Raw genomic sequence first — 15,931 nt, 5'->3', positions numbered from 1 at the left:
ATTAATTAATTGTTTTTTTGCCATGGGAATCTAAGCTAAAAATTTTTAAAAAATGTTGTAAAATTTTAATTTAATGTATTAATTAGCTATTTTTATATAACATTAAAACTAAAATTTATATCATAATATATGGTGGTATAATGAGAATTTTATTAATCCATTCTGATTATTTAAATTATAATGTAAAAAATAAAACACCTGTAGCTGAAGAAATCGATGAAGCTTTACATGAAGGTTCCTTTGATGATTCTTTAGTAGTATTTACAAGTGTTGAAAAAGAAGATGAAGATAATCCAGAAGGTATCGTTAAGAACTTAGTTAGCGAAGTTATAAAAACTAATGAACAAGTTAAAGCAGAAAATATCGTATTATATCCTTATGCTCACTTATCTTCTTCATTAGGATCTCCAAAAGTTGCTATCCAAATCTTAAAAGATACAGAAGAAGCACTTTTAGCTGAAAACTTAAATGTTAAAAGGGTACCTTTCGGATGGTATAAGGCATTTGAAATTTCCTGTAAAGGTCACCCATTAAGTGAACTTTCAAGAACAATCACTGCCGATAAGGAAGAAGTAAAAGTAGAAAGGAAACCTTCCAAATGGCAAATTCTTGAAGGAGACAAAATTACTGAAATTGATGACTTTGATTTTGATAATCATGCATTCAAGCAATTGGTTGATTATGAACTTGGTCGTGGAGCATCTGATGAAGGCGAACCTCCTCACGTTAAAATAATGAGAGAAAAGGAAATCTGTGACTATGAACCTGCATCTGATGTCGGAAACCTAAGATGGTATCCTAAAGGAAAATTAATCAGAGATTTGCTTGCGGATTATGTTTATGACTTAACTGTTGAGCGTGGAGCAATGCCTGTAGAAACTCCAATCTTCTATGATTTGGACAACCAGGCAATTTACGAGCACGCTTACAAATTCGGTGAAAGACAATACAGAACCGACACCAAAAAGAATTTAATGCTTAGATTTGCAGCTTGTTTCGGCGCATTCAGATTAATGTCCGATTCCTACTTGACCTGGAAAAACTTCCCTGCTAAAATTTTCGAATTAACCAGATACAGTTTCCGTTATGAGAAAAAAGGTGAAGTTGTTGGTCTTAAAAGATTAAGAGCATTCACCATGCCTGATTGCCACTCATTCTGTACTGATGTACCTTCATCCTTGGATGAGTTTTCCCAGCAAACCGACATGTGTATGCAAACCGGTGTGGACTTGAATTTAGATTTCGAAGTAATTTTCAGAGCAACCCAAGACTTCTTCGATGAAAATGAACAATGGATGTATGAAATTGCCCGTAAATTCAACAAACCAATTCTTTTAGAAATTTTACCTGAAAGACACCATTACTGGGTATGTAAAATAGATTTAGCAAACATTGACGCATTAGGACGTCCAATTGAAAACCCTACAGTTCAAATAGATGTTGAAAGTGGTAAAAGATTTGACATTACTTACTTGGGAGAAGACGGCAAACAGCACAATCCTACAATCCTGCACACTTCACCAACCGGAAGTATTGAAAGGGTTTTATGCGCAATGCTTGAAAAAACAGCTATTGAAATCAATGAAAGGGCTCCAATGTTACCAACCTGGTTAAGTCCTATTCAGGCTAGAATTATTACTGTCGGAGAGGCACATGAGGAATTTGCAGAAGAATTATATCAAAAAATCAACGCTTCAAACATCCGTGTGGATGTCGATGACAGGGATGAAAGTGTAGGTAAAAAAATCAGAAATGCATCCCAAGAATGGATTCCATACATCTTCGTTGTCGGTGATAAAGAAGCTGAATCCGGTAAATTCCAAGTAACCGTACGTGAAACTGGTGAAAAGGTTGACATGACAGTCGATGAGTTAATAGCTGAAATCAATGAAAAATGTGAAGGTAAACCTTTCAGAAAATTACCTTTACCAAAAAATATCTCAAGAAGGATTAATTTCCAATAATTATATTTACAAATAAAAATATACTATAAATTGTTATTATATTACGGAGGAAATTTAATGGACCCAATGTATAGAATAGGAGAAGCTCTTATTGGAGATGGCCCTGAATTAGCACACGTTGATTTATTAATTGGTGATAAATTTGGACCTGTTGGCCAAGCTTTCGCTAATGGTTTATCTAACCTCTCAGTAGGACACACTCCACTAACTAGTGTAATTAGACCTAATCTAATGACCAAACCAGCTACTTTAATTATTCCTAAAGTAACTGTTGGAGATTTAGATGATGCAAGTAAAATATTTGGACCTGCACAAACTGCTGTTGCAAGAGCAGTAGCTGATGCAGTTGAAGACGGATACATTCCAAAAGATATTGTTGAAGATATTGTAATTAATGTTAGTGTATTCATTGATCCTTCTGCAGAAGATTACAGGAAAATTTATCAGTACAACTATGGAGCAACCAAATTAGCTATCAGAAGAGCAATGGAAGGTTACCCATCAATCGATAAAGTCCTTGCAGAAAAAGACCGTGGAACTCACCCAATTATGGGATTCAAAGTCAAAAAACTTTGGTCACCACCATACTTACAAGTTGCACTTGACCTTGATAATGAAGCTGCAATGGAAAGAATTATTTCAGAATTGCCTGACAATGACAGAATCCTTCTCGAAGCAGGTACTCCACTTGTCAAAAAATTCGGTGTTGGAATTATCGGTAAAATCAGAGCTTTACGTCCTGATGCATTCATCATTGCTGACTTAAAAACTTTAGATGTTGGCCGTGTTGAAGTTAAAATGGCTGCTGATGAAACTGCAGATGCAGTAGCTATTTCCGGTTTAGGTACTATTGAATCTATTGCTAAAGCAATCCACGAAACTCAAAAACAAGGTATTTATTCCATCCTTGATATGATGAACGTTGACGGATTTGCTGATAAATTAGCTTTACTTCCAGATGATTTAAAACCAGACATTGTTTTATTACACAGAAATGTTGACATGGAATCATACAGAGCAGAACATGGTGAAGATACTGGTGACATGACCGAATGGGGTAATATTAAAGATATTAAAGAAGTCCTTGGTAAAAAAGGTCTTGTTGCTGTTGCTGGAGGTATTAAACCTACAAATGTTGAAGAAGCTATCGGCAAAGGTGCAAACATCATTATTGCAGGTAGATACATCATTGGTTCAAGAGATGTAAGAAGAGCTGCTCAAGACTTCTTAGAACACTTTGACCCAGATCCAGACAACATGAGACTTGCTATGGATGAAGATGAAAATATTGAAGTGAAAGACAACTAGTAAATTAGATTATTTCTAATTTACCTCTATTTTTTTTTAAGGTGTTTATTATGGGATTTTGTAATTCATGTGGTAGACCAATCGTTAAGGAAGATTATGGAACTAACAAAGATGGAAGTCTAAATCCTGAATTTTGCATTGATTGTTTTCAAAATGGAGAATACACTGAGCCAGATATAACTCTTAATGAAATGATTGTTAGAAAAACAAAAGAGATGATGGCAAAAAATCCTAGACTTGCTGAAACTCAAGCTACAGGTATTACAGCAATGTTCATTCCTGGATTAAAAAGATGGAATCCTGAATTTCAGGATGACTATAAAACTTTATAATATTAAAAAAAATATTCTCTAGCTTTTTTAGGCTTGAGAAATTTAACTTCTACTTTTTAAAATAAATTCTTTAACTTTATTGGCTATATATTCATCATGTGACCTTGTATTTTTAATGTTATATAGCTCTTCTTCTAAAGCGTTGTATTTATCAACCAAATCATTGTATTCAATGCGAAGGTTGTCATAATCCTTTTCTAAATCTTCGTTAAGCTCATACATTTCAGCATAACTGGTTTTAGTGTTGAGATTTTCCTGTTTCAGCTGATCATATTTACTGCTTACTTGATTATAGCTTTCTTTTATTGAGGTGTGTTCTTCTTTTAAAGTGGAGCATTTGGTTTTTAGGTTTTTATTTTCCTCTTTTATGCTGGTGTATTTGGTTTTGAGGTTTTCGTTTTCGGTTTTTATATTGACGAATTTGGTTTTGAGGTTCTCATTCTCAATTATTAGTTTGGAATGCTTATCTTTAATTAAATTATTTTCATGTTTCAGTTCATTGAGGTTATCTTGGTGCAAGGATTTAAATTTATTTTCCATCTCCTCTAAATCACTGTTCTTTTGTGCGATTTCCGCTTTTAAATTTTCAATTTCATTTTGAAATTCTAAAGTTGATGGGTTTAAATTTTCTTCTAGCTGTCCTTCCAATTCCTTCACTTCCTCAACATGTAAATAATTAGCTATTTTTAATGATTCGTTTTCTTTTTCTAAATTTTTAAAGTTTTCAATTTCGTCTTGAGGAATAATGAGTACTTCTTCTTTGTTTTCATAAATGTCTTCGTTTTTTGGTACTGTTATTTGAATCTGTTCTGTAGTGTACTTTTTGCGTTCACCGTTTTTTAATGTTCTGTTATATTCCCTTGAATATTTTTTTACAATACCTTTACCCACTTTCATTTTTAAATCCTCACATTACTGTTTGTACTTTTTTTATTATAAACCTTACCTAAACTTTTCCTGTTTTAACTTAGAACAAGGTCTTGGAAATAAGTATTACTTTACGTTTGCCTATTCGTTTAAAAATCCGCAAGTTCTATTCTTAAAATATTTAAAAAGGCTATTACAAAGTATTCTCATGAAAGTTTTTGGAATTTGCGCTAGTCCGCGAAACAATACTACAGCATATGTTTTAAATAATGCATTGGATAAGCTGGAAAATGACGGTTTTGAAACAGAAATTTTTACCTGTCAGGCTAAGAGCATAAAACCTTGTATGCATTGCGATTACTGTTTGGAGCATAAAAAGTGTATTATCGAAGATGATATGCTTGAGGTATATGAAGGTCTTCAGGAAGCAGACGGCCTTATTTTAGCCACTCCTGTTCAAAGCGGAGGTATAAGCAGTAACCTGGCAGCTATTATGGATAGAACCAGGGCATTGGAGGCGATTGACTATAATCTGCTTCGAGGTAAAATTGGAATGAGCATTGCAGTTGGCGGTGACAGGACAGGAGGTCAGGATTTCGCCCATCTAAAAAATATTACATATTTCATGATACATGGTATTATTCCTGTTAGTGGAGGACCATTCGGTTCAAATTTGGGGGCTTCTTTCTGGTCAAATGATTCCATAGAAGATATTAAAGAGGATGATTACGGTATGGAGTCATTGGACAGGACTTTACATGAATTTAAAAATTTTTTAAATAAGTATATTTAAATACTAAAATCAATTTATATTTATAATAACTACTTTTTAAAGGTATATTATGGGCAATAAGTTAGTACGTGGGAGTTTAATAATTTTTATTGGAAATATCATTTTCCGTATAGGCGGTTATCTTTATCGTTTTTTAATGGCTACACTGTTAGGACCTACCGCTTACGGTGTTTTGGGAATTACCTTGCCTTTCCAAGGAATATTCCAGACTCTCGCTGCGGGGGGACTTCCTCCGGCTATTGCCAAGTATGTCGCAGAATATGAAGCAGTCAATGAGCATGACATGGCAAGGCATACCATATACACGGCCTTAAAAATCATGGTATTTCTGGGGATATTTCTGGGAATTCTGATGATTTTCGTTGTTTCTCCATGGTTGGCTTATGATTATTTGGGAAAACCTCTTGCATTGATTCCATTGCAGATTGTTGGTTTGATTACTCCGTTCAGTGTTATTGTAGGTGCATTCAGAGGCGCATTTCAGGGAGTATATAAAATGGAATATATTGTATACACCCGTGCGGTTGAGCAATTAGGAATGATTTTGTGTGCAACTGCATTTGTTTTAATAGGGTTTTCCACTGTCGGGGCTCTATGGGGTACTGTTATAGGTTATTCTCTTGCTGCTGTTGCTGCAATTTATATTTTTAAGGTGTACATGCCAAAATATATTCCAAAACCTAGTGAAGATTTTGTTTTCACACGCCGTGATGAATTGGAATTGGCGTTCACACTGGTCAAATTCTCCATTCCGGTTATCATCACAGCTATTGCTGAAATGCTGATTTATAATATTTGTACAATAGCTATGGGTAAATTTTTAACTTTCCAGGATGTCGGATTTTTTGCAGCTGCTGATCCTATTTCAAGACTGCCTTTAATGATTTCTATTTCTGTTGCAACAACAATCCTTCCGGCTTCATCCGAAGCGTTCAAGGTTCATGACATTCCTGCTCTTCAAAAGTATGTCGGCGAATCTTATAAGATTTCATTGTTGTTTGTAGTTCCAATGTGTATCGGTTTAGCTCTTTTCGCTACTCCTACTTTAAGATTACTTTATTTCAAAGACCCTGCCTACGTTGCAGGAGCATCCGCTTTAGCAATATTGGCTATAGGTATGACATTCTATTCAATATTTTCAATTTCCACCAGTATTATTCAGGGAATTGGAAATCCTAGAATTCCTATGTATATTCTGATAGTCGGATCAATTATTACCGGAATTTTCAGCTGGATGCTTGTTCCTGATATGGGTATTGCAGGTGGTGCTTTAGCAACTACCATAGCCTGTTTTGTAATGATGGTTCCTTGCGTTTACTTTGTATTTAAATTAACAGAAACAAAGGCTCCAACATTGCCGGTAGTTAAAATTATAGTTGCTTCCGCTATTATGGGTATTGCAGGTCTTTTCATTCCTAAAACTACCTTGTTTTTATTCCCTGGAATATTTGTGTGCATGATTGTTTATTTCTTTGCTTTAATTTTAGTTAAATTTTTCACAAAGGATGATATCGAGACTTTAAGGGAATATTCATCTAAGTTGGGCCCTCTTTCTAAAATAGTTAATAAACTGTTAAACTTTGTTGAAAAGATAGAATTTAGAAATAACTAATTGAAAAGTTATTTAAATTATAAAAAATATAGAATTAATCATATTATATGATTGGGGGATTATATAATGGCTGATGTGAGTGCAGGTGTTGAATATAAAATCAATGTAGATGGAAACTCTTTTTTACTTGACAGTAAAAAATATCAGTTATTAGAGTCCATATTAGGCACTGGTTCTTTAACTGATGCAGCAAAGGACGTTAATGTTTCCTATAGGACTGCATTAAATTACATTGAAAAAATTGAATCAACACTTAATGTAAAAATTGTTAGTACAACTAAAGGTGGAAAAGGTGGGGGTGGTGGAACTACCCTTACTGAAGAAGGATATTCTATTTTGAAAGAATGTAAAAAAATTAATGCGATTATGGAGCTTCATAAAGATGTTAATGAAATTGAAGCGGAAATAGTCAATATTAATGAAACTAAAGGCGTAATGACTATTAAGATGGAGGATTTTGAAATCAATGCTCCATTAAATAGAAATTATAATTTGGGAGATAAATTGCTGGCTTTAATTAGTTATGATAATATCTTTCTAATGTTGGAGCCACAGACTTCAAGCATTCGTAATATTCTCAAAGGTCAAATTGTTGAAATGAGACTTAATGGTGAAATAATTCGCGTTAAAGTGAATGTTGGCGGAGTAGAGTTATGCTGTGATATAACCGTATCTGCTGAAAAAGAATTAAATCTGAATATTGGAAAAGAAGTCTATCTCGGATTTAAAGCAATGTCTGTTGCTACTTTAAAATTATAATGGTGATTATATGTTGCAAATTTTAGTCGATGAGGATAAATGTATTGCATGTGGTAAATGTGAGGAGATTTGTCCCAAAGCTGCTAAAATTTGGAAAATTACTAACGTTGCACGTATATTGGACTTAAGATATTGTCATGTTTGTACACTATGTGCAATGAAATGTCCTACAAACTGCATTAAAATCATACGTCCTGGACAAGATGGGTAAATGCTTGAAGGTAAAATCAATTTAAAGACAGGTATAATATGACAAGAATTTCAAACGTTTCAAGAAAAACTTCAGAAACAGACATCAGTATAAAAATGGATTTGGACGGAATAGGAAATTATAACATTTCCACAGGTGTGAACTTTTTTAATCACATGCTCGAGTCCTTTTCCAAGCATAGTATGATTGATTTAGACGTTCAGGCTGTCGGAGACATTGAAATTGATGATCACCACACTATTGAGGATGTTGGAATATTGCTTGGTGAAGCATTTAGCGAAGCTATCGGTGATAAGAAGGGAATTAAAAGAATGGCTCATGCCATCGTTCCTATGGATGAATCTGTAGCTACAATTGCAATCGATATCAGTGGACGCAGTTATTGCAATATGAATCTCAATTTTAAAAATGAAAAAATTGGGGACATGACCTCTGATATTGTAATTCACTTTTTCGAATCATTTGCGTCAAGTGCTAAAATTAATATTTACGGTACTGTTGAAGGTGCAAATGACCACCATAAGGCTGAAGCTATTTTTAAGGCATTCGCCAAATCTTTAAAAGATGCAATAAAAATAGAACATGATCAAATTCCTTCTACAAAAGGAACATTATAACTTATTTAGCTATTATCTTTTTTTACTTTTTTTTAATATTTAATTAAACTGTCAGATTGAAAAATAGATATTCTAAAATAAGGACTTAACTGATATTATCTGATTTTGGGATGGTTTAAAAAATAAAAAAATGAAAGTAGCAAGGATGCTACTTATTCTGGTTTTGAAATTAAATCTGTTTTACAACCTGGGTTTCCTTCTTTCATGTGAGGGGTTCTTAAAACAGTATCATTTGCTTTTTCGATGTCTCTTGCTTCTTGTGCTAATTTAGCAGCACATGCAGCAATTTCGTGAGCAGCAGCAACTAATGGGATGAAGTTTTCGTAACCTTTGGTCATGAAACAACCTTTCATGTCTAAGTTAGCAACGGATCCAGCCATTTCGTATGCAGCAATAGCTTTTGCTTTTGCGTATGGGTTTGCGAATCCACCAGCTTCTGCAGCTTTTTCAGCAGTAATGATGAGTTTAGGTAATTCGATTTCTCCAGCTTCTGCTTGAGCAATAACACCGTCAATGGTTTTTTGGACTAATCTTAAAGCACCGGTTTCAGCGAGTACTTTTAAGATGTCGGAGTTGAAAATAGCCATTTCAGTTGGGTCTAACCATTCTCTTTTTGCACCGATCATTGGGTCGGACATAACGATGATGTAACCGAGACCTTGTTCGTCCATTTCATCTTTTTTACCTTTACCAGGTGCGTCACCAACGATAATAGCAGGGATGTCTTTTTCAGATAATAATTCTCTTGCTTTAGCTGGACCAGGTGCTCCTGGGTTTGGGCTAATGAAGATTGCGAAGTCAGGTTCGAAAGCGTCTATTTTAGGTACAACGTCTTCTACTTGTTCTGGGTTCATTTTTGCTCCAGATCCAAAGGTTCTAACATCGATGTTTGGTCTGTCTGCTCTTTCGTCTAACAATAGGTCAATTACTGGTGAAGTACCAATATTACCACTTTTAATAATAGCAATTTTAACTACCATATTTTAATCTCCTTTTTTGTAATTAAAATTTTAATTTAGAAACTATTTAAATTTTATTATTTGAAAATTTCAATGTAATGTCTATATCTTAATTTAAAGACTTTTTAAAGTAATTATTTTTTTTAAATAGTTAAAAGGAGTTATTTTTGTAAGTAATACTATGATAAATCATTACAAATAAAAGCATTTCTAAAATAATAATGAATTAAAACTATTACAGTATTAATAAGAATTTAATAAAATTTTTAAAAATAGAAAAAACAGTGGTTCCGACGAGACTCGAACTCGTGATCCCCTCCTTGTAAGGGAGGTATCATACCACTAGACCACGGAACCAACAAATAGTATTATGAATTTACTATTATATATATTTTTGCTTTTTTCCTATGTCCTATAAAAAAAATATATTAAACAATAATTACATAATAATTATCATTAAAAATATGATGTGATAAAATGGCATGGGATGATACAGCAAGTAAAATATGGATAGACGGAAACATGGTAGACTGGAAAGATGCAAATATTCATGTACTTTCTCACGTTGTACATTATGGTACAAGCGTTTTTGAAGGTATTAGAGCATACAAAAATGAAAATGGAGTTGCAGTTTTCCGTTTAAAAGAACATGTACAACGTTTATTCGACTCAGCAAAAATCTATAAAATCGATATTCCTTTCACTCAGGAAGAAATTGAAGAAGCAATTCTAGAAACCGTACGTATAAATGACCTTGACGGCTGTTACATACGTCCTATTGTATTTAGAGGATATGGAGAATTAGGTGTAAATCCTTTAAACTGTCCTGTTAATGTAGTTATTGCTGCATGGGAATGGGGATCATATTTAGGAGAAGAAGGTATGGCAAATGGTGTAGATATTGGTGTATCCTCTTGGAGAAAACCTGCACCGGACACTTTCCCTGCTCTTGCTAAATGTGGTGCAAACTATATGAACTCACAACTGGCAAAACTTGAAGCTATTGAACATGGATATGATGAAGCAATCATGCTCGATTATGAAGGACACGTTTCCGAAGGTAGTGGAGAAAACATATTCCTTGTTGAAGGGGAAAAACTGTTCACTCCTGCAATGTCTTCCTCCAACCTTAAAGGTATTACAAGAGATTCCATCATGACTGTTGCCCGTGACTTAGGTTATGAAGTTGTTGAAGAAGTTATTTCAAGAGAAAGATTATATTCTGCTGACGAAGTGTTCTTTACAGGTACCGCAGCTGAAGTAACTCCAATTCGTTCTATCGATCACAGACAAATTGGTATTGGAAAAAGAGGCCCAGTTGCTGAAAAATTACAAAAAACTTTCTTTGATATTGTTGAAGCTAAAGTTGAAGATAAATACGACTGGTTAAGTTATATTTAAGCGGTGTGATGTATGGATATATTTCAGGGAATTATAATCGGTATTGTTCAGGGATTAACTGAATTTTTACCGGTTAGTAGTTCGGCGCATTTGGTTTTTATCCAACATATCTTAGGTGTTGAAAGCTCTCTTGCTTTCGATACTTTTCTTCATTTGGGAACCCTGATTGCAGTTATATGGTTCTTCAGGTACGACATCATTAAAATGATTAGTGCTTGGATTTTAAGTATTCAGGACATTATTCGTGGCAGGTTTAAAGAGGGCTTCTATTCAGACCCATATAAAAGACTTGCATGGTATGTAATTTTAGCTACAATTCCAGTTGGTATAGTGGGATTGTTTTTCGAAGATGCAATTGATGAGCTGTTTTTTTCAGGTGGATTGTATGTTCCTGCATTCTTTTTATTTGTAACCGGTACTATTCTTTATTTATCTCAAAGAATGGCTAGTGGTAGGGTTAATATGAATAATATTTCCAAAAAAGAAGCTATATGGATGGGATTAGGTCAGGCATGTGCAATATTGCCGGGTCTTTCACGTTCAGGTACTACAATAGCAGCAGGTCTTACAATTGGATTGGATAAAGAATTTGCCGCTAAATTCAGTTTCATACTCGCTATTCCGGCAATTTTTGGTGCATTCATAGTGCAGGTATCTGACATTGGTTCAGCACTTGATGTAAACTTTTTACCTGTAATTTTAGGTTTTATTGCATCAGTCATAGCAGGATATATGGCTATCAAATGGATGTTGGATTTAATTAAAAACAGAAGTTTGGATATCTTTGCTTTTTACTGCTGGATAGTTGGTATAGTGGTATTTATAGGCTCAGTTGCCCATATATTCTAGATATTGAATTGAATTTAAAAAAAGAAAATCAATTATCGTATGATAATTGATTATTTAATTACTTTAATTTTTTTAGTTAAGGTAGTGGTTCCATAAGTTTTAGTTTACTTGAAACCTACTTTAACGGTATATTTTTTATTTGCTTTCAGGTTAATAGTAAGTTTTGCCTGTCCTTTGCTGTTTGTTGTTTTGTAATATGTTTTACCGTTGATTTTGAATTTAACTCTAACATTTTTTATTACTTTTTTATTTGCATCCTTAAATGTAACAACAAATTTTCCTTTTTTACGTATTGTAGTTTTTGAAGCTTTAATGGTTGGTTTAACTACTTTAACTTTTATGGTCTTTGTAGTCGCTGTATAATTTTCATTTCCTTTGTAAACAACTTTTATATTGAAAGTATTAGGAGTATCCTTAATACTAAAAGTAGCTATTCCGTTTTGTTGGTGGTTGAAGTATAGGTTTTACCTGCCATTACGATAGATACCTTTTCATCAGCAATGCCTTTATTATTTCCGTCTATTAATTTAACAGATAATTTTTTGCTGGTTTTATAATATTTTGTAAAATCATTTACAATCAGAGTGGTATAATTTGAATGCACATTCAGGTTCAATATCTGATTGTCGATTTTTGCATAAACTACCTCGTCACCGGCCCCAGGCTTAATGTTAAAGGTTGCAACATCGTTAACCAATTTTTGTGTAATAGTTTGTGAATCAGTGTAGACTGTAACTTCTAACGGAAGATTAATGCTTTCATTTAATTTATAGATTTCTTTTGTTTCATTGTCAAAGTAATAATCTAATTGAAAAATTTCAATGGTATTGTACAATAATTCTTTGCATTATGTTGGTAATGTTCAAAATTGTAAAGTTGTGGTGGGTTGTAAATTAAAAAAAAGTAGAGATAAAAATCTCTATCTGCAAACTTTTTCTATTTTCTTTCTAAGTTTTTCCTGAGAATTTCCTAAAGCAAGTGCACTGTACATTGCACCTCCGGCACCTGCACCTTCTTTAACAAATCCTTTTAGGTAATTTCTTAACCCTTCATGTTCTGACTCTTCGAATTTCGGGTCTACAACATTAACGGTAATGTTATCATCAATCTGTTTTAATATTCCGAATAAATCTGCAGTTTCATCGCCTGCAACAAAGACTGTAGTGGCTAGGTTAATTCTTGAAAAGTCAAAGCTAGGCTGGATGGATTTGATGATAGCACATGCGGCAGCCATTTGAGTTCCGCCTGCCAGAATAATAGGAATGTCAGAGCCCAGAACTATTCCGGCTATTGCAGGAAGTGTAGGATCTCCCACTGCACCGATTGCCTGCATTGCATCAATATCGTCTGTTTCAGGGTCAAGGCCGGCATTTTTCAGTCCTTCATTTACAACTTCTGTTTTCATGTCATGAGGATTATGCGGCATGCTTCCGCTTACTTTTTCATTAGCATCATATCCAAGTGCCCTTAAGACTCCCAATGCAGTTGTAGTTCCTGCAGCTATGCTTTCACCTATGAGAAGCATTTCATGTCTTCTTGATAATTCAGCACCTAAATCTTTAGCGTTTTCAAATATTTCTAAAGGATTCAAAACACCTTTTCCGGTTCTTATGTCTCTTCCGTATTCCTTTCCAAGGTTTACATATTCCACATCAGGTTTGATTTTAGAACCTGCATCAACAATAACGAATGGGATATTTGAAAGTTGAAGTGCTGCTTTTGTAAGTCTTGCAGGTGTAGGTGCAGCCGCATCGCCCACAACAGTTTCGGCAGGGGCTTCACAACATCTGACTTCGCCCAATACCATAAATTCAACATCTGAAGCGGGAGTATATTCTGTTAAATCAGCTGAAGGTCCAGCACCTGAAATTCCATCGATTAATGAGGTTTCAGTTGTTCCAATTGTAAGTAAAAATACTGGATCATCACATTCCTGTAATTTTTCAGTTAATTCACTTGATCCGTAAGTTTTAATTCCTTCAATCATTGTTTTCACCCTGTTTTTTCAATAAATCTATAATAATCTTGTTCTGATTAATAATCTTTTTATTCTGGAGCATGATTTTCTTTAACATTTCCATTTCAGGAAGTTCATCATCTGTTTTAAATGTTTTCCCGTCTCTTGCCCTAGGCGGAATTTTAATTTGTTCTTTTGGAGGAAGCTTCTCTTCTTGTTCTGGCATTGCAGGAACTACTCCTTTGGAGGCGCTGTCTTCTCTAGATACAAAATCCACATATCTGTGTGTGACCTTGTTTTTTCCCCTTTCTTCCAATAGTTCCATTAATCTTGCATCGACATTGTCGACTCCTACAAGTTCTTCTTGTTCAACTTCATGAATCAGTCTTTTTTGAATGTTGTATGCATTGTAAATAGGTATTCCTCTTGCATTACATTCGTTTTTAAACATATCATGAATGTTAATGTCTCCAGTTAATTGTTTCACTCTTTTCTGCTCAAGAGTATTAGCACTATAAAATCCCATGTTTTCACTTTTGTTTTTTGAATTAAAAAAATATTTTTATATTTTTAAATATTAATATATAGTTAATTAAATTTTTTAGTTGATTATTTTGATAAGTTTAGGAATTGAAGGAACTGCGGAAAAGACTGGTGTAGGCATTGTAGATAGTGATGGAAATATTTTAGCTATGGCTGGAAAACAACTGTTTCCAGAGGAAGGCGGTATCCATCCAAGAATTGCAGCAGAACATCACGCAGAATGGATTCCTAAATTGATACCTGAGGCAGTTGATCAGGCAGGTATTTCATATGATGATATTGATTTAGTTTCTTTTTCACAGGGGCCGGGTTTAGGTCCTGCATTAAGGATAGTTGCAACTTCTGCAAGAACCTTGGCGTTATCCTTAAAAAAACCTATAATTGGTGTCAATCACTGTATTGGACATGTTGAAGTTGGAAAGCTCGACACCGGTGCAGTCAATCCAGTATCTCTTTATGTAAGTGGAGGTAACAGCCAGGTAATAGCTTATGAAAGCGGAAGATACAGAATATTTGGTGAAACTTTAGATATTGCCATCGGTAACTGTCTTGATCATTTCGGACGTGAAACTGGTTTGGGCCATCCTGGCGGACCGGTTATAGAAAAACTTGCAAAACAGGGTTCATACATAGATTTGCCGTATATTGTCAAAGGTATGGACTTTTCATTTTCAGGACTGCTGTCAGCTGCACTGCGCGAACATGAAAAGGGAACAGCAATGGAGGATATATGTTTTTCACTTCAGGAAACTGCATTTTCCATGCTTGTTGAAGTAACTGAACGTGCACTTTCCCATACTCAAAAGGATGAGGTAATGTTATGTGGAGGGGTTTCAGCAAATTCACGTTTAAGAGAAATGCTCAAAACAATGTCTGAAGAGCATGGTGCAAAATTCTACATGCCTGAAATGAAGCTCTGCGGTGACAATGGAGTCATGATTGCATGGCTCGGACTTCTGATGTGTAAAGAGTTCGGACCGATGGACTTGAAAGATACTGGAATAATCCAGAAATTCAGGACTGATGAAGTTGACATTCCATGGATTGACAATTCAAAAAGCTATCTGACTTTACCTGATGAACTGATAGCAAAAGGCGCTGAATCAAACATTGTAAAATCAGATTACCTGGGTGAAAAAGCAGTTTTAAAAGACAGAATCCCTAAAGGATACAGAATTTCCGAAATCGACAATAAAATCAGAAGGGCAAGATGCAAGCTGGAAGCCAGGTTATTGTCCGATGCAAAAAGAGCAGGCGTTGTCACTCCGATTTTGTATGATGTTAACTTAGAGGACAAGTCAATTTTAATGGAGGAAATTGACGGAGTAATGGTTAAAGACATTATTGATGATGATTTGGCCTTTAAAATAGGTGAAAACATTTCCAGACTTCATTCTGCAGATATCATTCATGGTGACATTACAACTTCCAATATAATGCTTCGCGATGGCCAACTTGTTTTCATTGATTTCGGCCTTGGAAGACATTCCACTCTTGATGAGGATAAGGCAGTCGATTTACTTGTTTTAAAAAAATCATTGCAGAGTATTGACTATAATTTGGCTGTAAAATACTTTGACTGTGTTTTAAATGGATATGATAATGAATCCATTGTTAATACAATATCTGATATTGAGTCCCGTGGAAGATATACTCACTAGTTGTCTTCTAAATGAAATCAATTTTACAATTTGAGGACAATTTTTCTAAGTGACTACAATAAAACGATTTAAAATCAATTTTTAATTAAAATAACAAT

Annotated in this window: 16 protein-coding genes and 1 tRNA gene; 11 read left to right on the top strand and 6 right to left on the bottom strand. The window is 34.3% G+C overall.

Annotation, left to right across the window (positions count from 1 at the left end):
• Nucleotides 1-140 precede the first annotated feature (140 nt).
• From E7Z81_RS02260 to E7Z81_RS02250, 3 genes are all read left to right on the top strand, one after another.
• On the top strand, nucleotides 141-1,964 hold the full coding sequence (locus tag E7Z81_RS02260; protein ID WP_292743572.1) for a threonine--tRNA ligase: 1,824 nt from the start codon (nucleotides 141-143) through the stop codon (nucleotides 1,962-1,964).
• Between the two features lie 66 nt (nucleotides 1,965-2,030).
• The gene (locus tag E7Z81_RS02255; protein ID WP_292743742.1) at nucleotides 2,031-3,272 is read left to right on the top strand and encodes a bifunctional 5,6,7,8-tetrahydromethanopterin hydro-lyase/3-hexulose-6-phosphate synthase; all 1,242 of its coding nucleotides are present in this window, start codon (nucleotides 2,031-2,033) and stop codon (nucleotides 3,270-3,272) included.
• A gap of 50 nt (nucleotides 3,273-3,322) precedes the next feature.
• Nucleotides 3,323-3,604, top strand: a complete 282-nt coding sequence (locus E7Z81_RS02250; RefSeq protein WP_292743569.1) for a zinc ribbon domain-containing protein — start codon at nucleotides 3,323-3,325, stop codon at nucleotides 3,602-3,604.
• A 42-nt stretch (nucleotides 3,605-3,646) separates the two neighbouring features.
• Here the strand turns inward: E7Z81_RS02250 and E7Z81_RS02245 are convergent, their stop codons facing one another.
• Nucleotides 3,647-4,501 (bottom strand): phosphoserine phosphatase, encoded by an 855-nt coding sequence (locus tag E7Z81_RS02245; RefSeq protein WP_292743568.1) that lies wholly within the window; start codon nucleotides 4,499-4,501, stop codon nucleotides 3,647-3,649.
• Between the two features lie 178 nt (nucleotides 4,502-4,679).
• Here E7Z81_RS02245 and E7Z81_RS02240 point away from each other — a divergent pair, with 178 nt between their 5' ends.
• The 5 genes from E7Z81_RS02240 (at nucleotide 4,680) to hisB (ending at nucleotide 8,463) form a co-directional block, all read left to right on the top strand.
• Nucleotides 4,680-5,264: a flavodoxin family protein gene (locus E7Z81_RS02240; RefSeq protein ID WP_292743565.1), complete on the top strand. Its 585-nt coding sequence runs from the start codon at nucleotides 4,680-4,682 to the stop codon at nucleotides 5,262-5,264.
• A gap of 49 nt (nucleotides 5,265-5,313) precedes the next feature.
• Nucleotides 5,314-6,876 carry a flippase gene (locus tag E7Z81_RS02235; RefSeq protein WP_292743563.1) on the top strand — a complete coding sequence of 521 codons (1,563 nt, stop codon included), beginning with the start codon at nucleotides 5,314-5,316 and terminating at the stop codon, nucleotides 6,874-6,876.
• 66 nt (nucleotides 6,877-6,942) lie between these two features.
• Nucleotides 6,943-7,635: a TOBE domain-containing protein gene (locus E7Z81_RS02230; RefSeq protein ID WP_292743560.1), complete on the top strand. Its 693-nt coding sequence runs from the start codon at nucleotides 6,943-6,945 to the stop codon at nucleotides 7,633-7,635.
• Between the two features lie 10 nt (nucleotides 7,636-7,645).
• The gene (locus E7Z81_RS02225; protein ID WP_367262997.1) at nucleotides 7,646-7,846 is read left to right on the top strand and encodes a 4Fe-4S binding protein; all 201 of its coding nucleotides are present in this window, start codon (nucleotides 7,646-7,648) and stop codon (nucleotides 7,844-7,846) included.
• A gap of 38 nt (nucleotides 7,847-7,884) precedes the next feature.
• The gene (gene hisB / locus E7Z81_RS02220; protein WP_292743557.1) at nucleotides 7,885-8,463 is read left to right on the top strand and encodes an imidazoleglycerol-phosphate dehydratase HisB; all 579 of its coding nucleotides are present in this window, start codon (nucleotides 7,885-7,887) and stop codon (nucleotides 8,461-8,463) included.
• A gap of 152 nt (nucleotides 8,464-8,615) precedes the next feature.
• Here hisB and E7Z81_RS02215 read toward each other — a convergent pair whose 3' ends face one another.
• Both E7Z81_RS02215 and E7Z81_RS02210 read right to left on the bottom strand, forming a co-directional pair.
• Nucleotides 8,616-9,443, bottom strand: coding sequence for a F420-dependent methylenetetrahydromethanopterin dehydrogenase (locus E7Z81_RS02215; RefSeq protein WP_292743554.1), 828 nt, complete (start codon nucleotides 9,441-9,443; stop codon nucleotides 8,616-8,618).
• Between the two features lie 264 nt (nucleotides 9,444-9,707).
• Nucleotides 9,708-9,779, bottom strand: a tRNA-Val gene (locus tag E7Z81_RS02210).
• Between the two features lie 120 nt (nucleotides 9,780-9,899).
• On the opposite strand from E7Z81_RS02210, the gene E7Z81_RS02205 reads away from it, so the two are divergent.
• Together E7Z81_RS02205 and uppP are read left to right on the top strand one after the other, a co-directional pair.
• Nucleotides 9,900-10,823 (top strand): branched-chain amino acid transaminase, encoded by a 924-nt coding sequence (locus tag E7Z81_RS02205; protein ID WP_292743550.1) that lies wholly within the window; start codon nucleotides 9,900-9,902, stop codon nucleotides 10,821-10,823.
• Between the two features lie 12 nt (nucleotides 10,824-10,835).
• Complete coding sequence (gene uppP / locus E7Z81_RS02200; RefSeq protein ID WP_292743547.1) at nucleotides 10,836-11,672, top strand: undecaprenyl-diphosphatase UppP; 837 nt, start codon at nucleotides 10,836-10,838, stop codon at nucleotides 11,670-11,672.
• Between the two features lie 430 nt (nucleotides 11,673-12,102).
• On the opposite strand, the gene E7Z81_RS02195 is transcribed toward uppP, so the two are convergent.
• The 3 genes from E7Z81_RS02195 to E7Z81_RS02185 all read right to left on the bottom strand — a co-directional run bounded on the left by E7Z81_RS02195 (nucleotide 12,103) and on the right by E7Z81_RS02185 (nucleotide 14,155).
• Nucleotides 12,103-12,507, bottom strand: coding sequence for a hypothetical protein (locus E7Z81_RS02195; protein WP_292743546.1), 405 nt, complete (start codon nucleotides 12,505-12,507; stop codon nucleotides 12,103-12,105).
• 84 nt (nucleotides 12,508-12,591) lie between these two features.
• Nucleotides 12,592-13,659, bottom strand: a complete 1,068-nt coding sequence (gene cobT, locus E7Z81_RS02190; protein WP_292743543.1) for a nicotinate mononucleotide-dependent phosphoribosyltransferase CobT — start codon at nucleotides 13,657-13,659, stop codon at nucleotides 12,592-12,594.
• Complete coding sequence (locus E7Z81_RS02185) at nucleotides 13,652-14,155, bottom strand: hypothetical protein (RefSeq protein WP_292743541.1); 504 nt, start codon at nucleotides 14,153-14,155, stop codon at nucleotides 13,652-13,654. The genes cobT and E7Z81_RS02185 overlap by 8 nt, the downstream gene beginning before the upstream one ends.
• A 79-nt stretch (nucleotides 14,156-14,234) precedes the next feature.
• On the opposite strand from E7Z81_RS02185, the gene E7Z81_RS02180 reads away from it, so the two are divergent.
• Nucleotides 14,235-15,833: a bifunctional N(6)-L-threonylcarbamoyladenine synthase/serine/threonine protein kinase gene (locus E7Z81_RS02180; protein ID WP_292743538.1), complete on the top strand. Its 1,599-nt coding sequence runs from the start codon at nucleotides 14,235-14,237 to the stop codon at nucleotides 15,831-15,833.
• The last annotated feature ends 98 nt before the right edge of the window (nucleotides 15,834-15,931 follow it).

Source organism: Methanobrevibacter sp., from assembly GCF_015062935.1.
Taxonomy (GTDB): Archaea; Methanobacteriota; Methanobacteria; order Methanobacteriales; family Methanobacteriaceae; genus Methanocatella.
The sequence above is the reverse complement of the archived record's forward strand: the minus strand, read 5'-3'. Positions and strand labels throughout refer to the sequence as shown.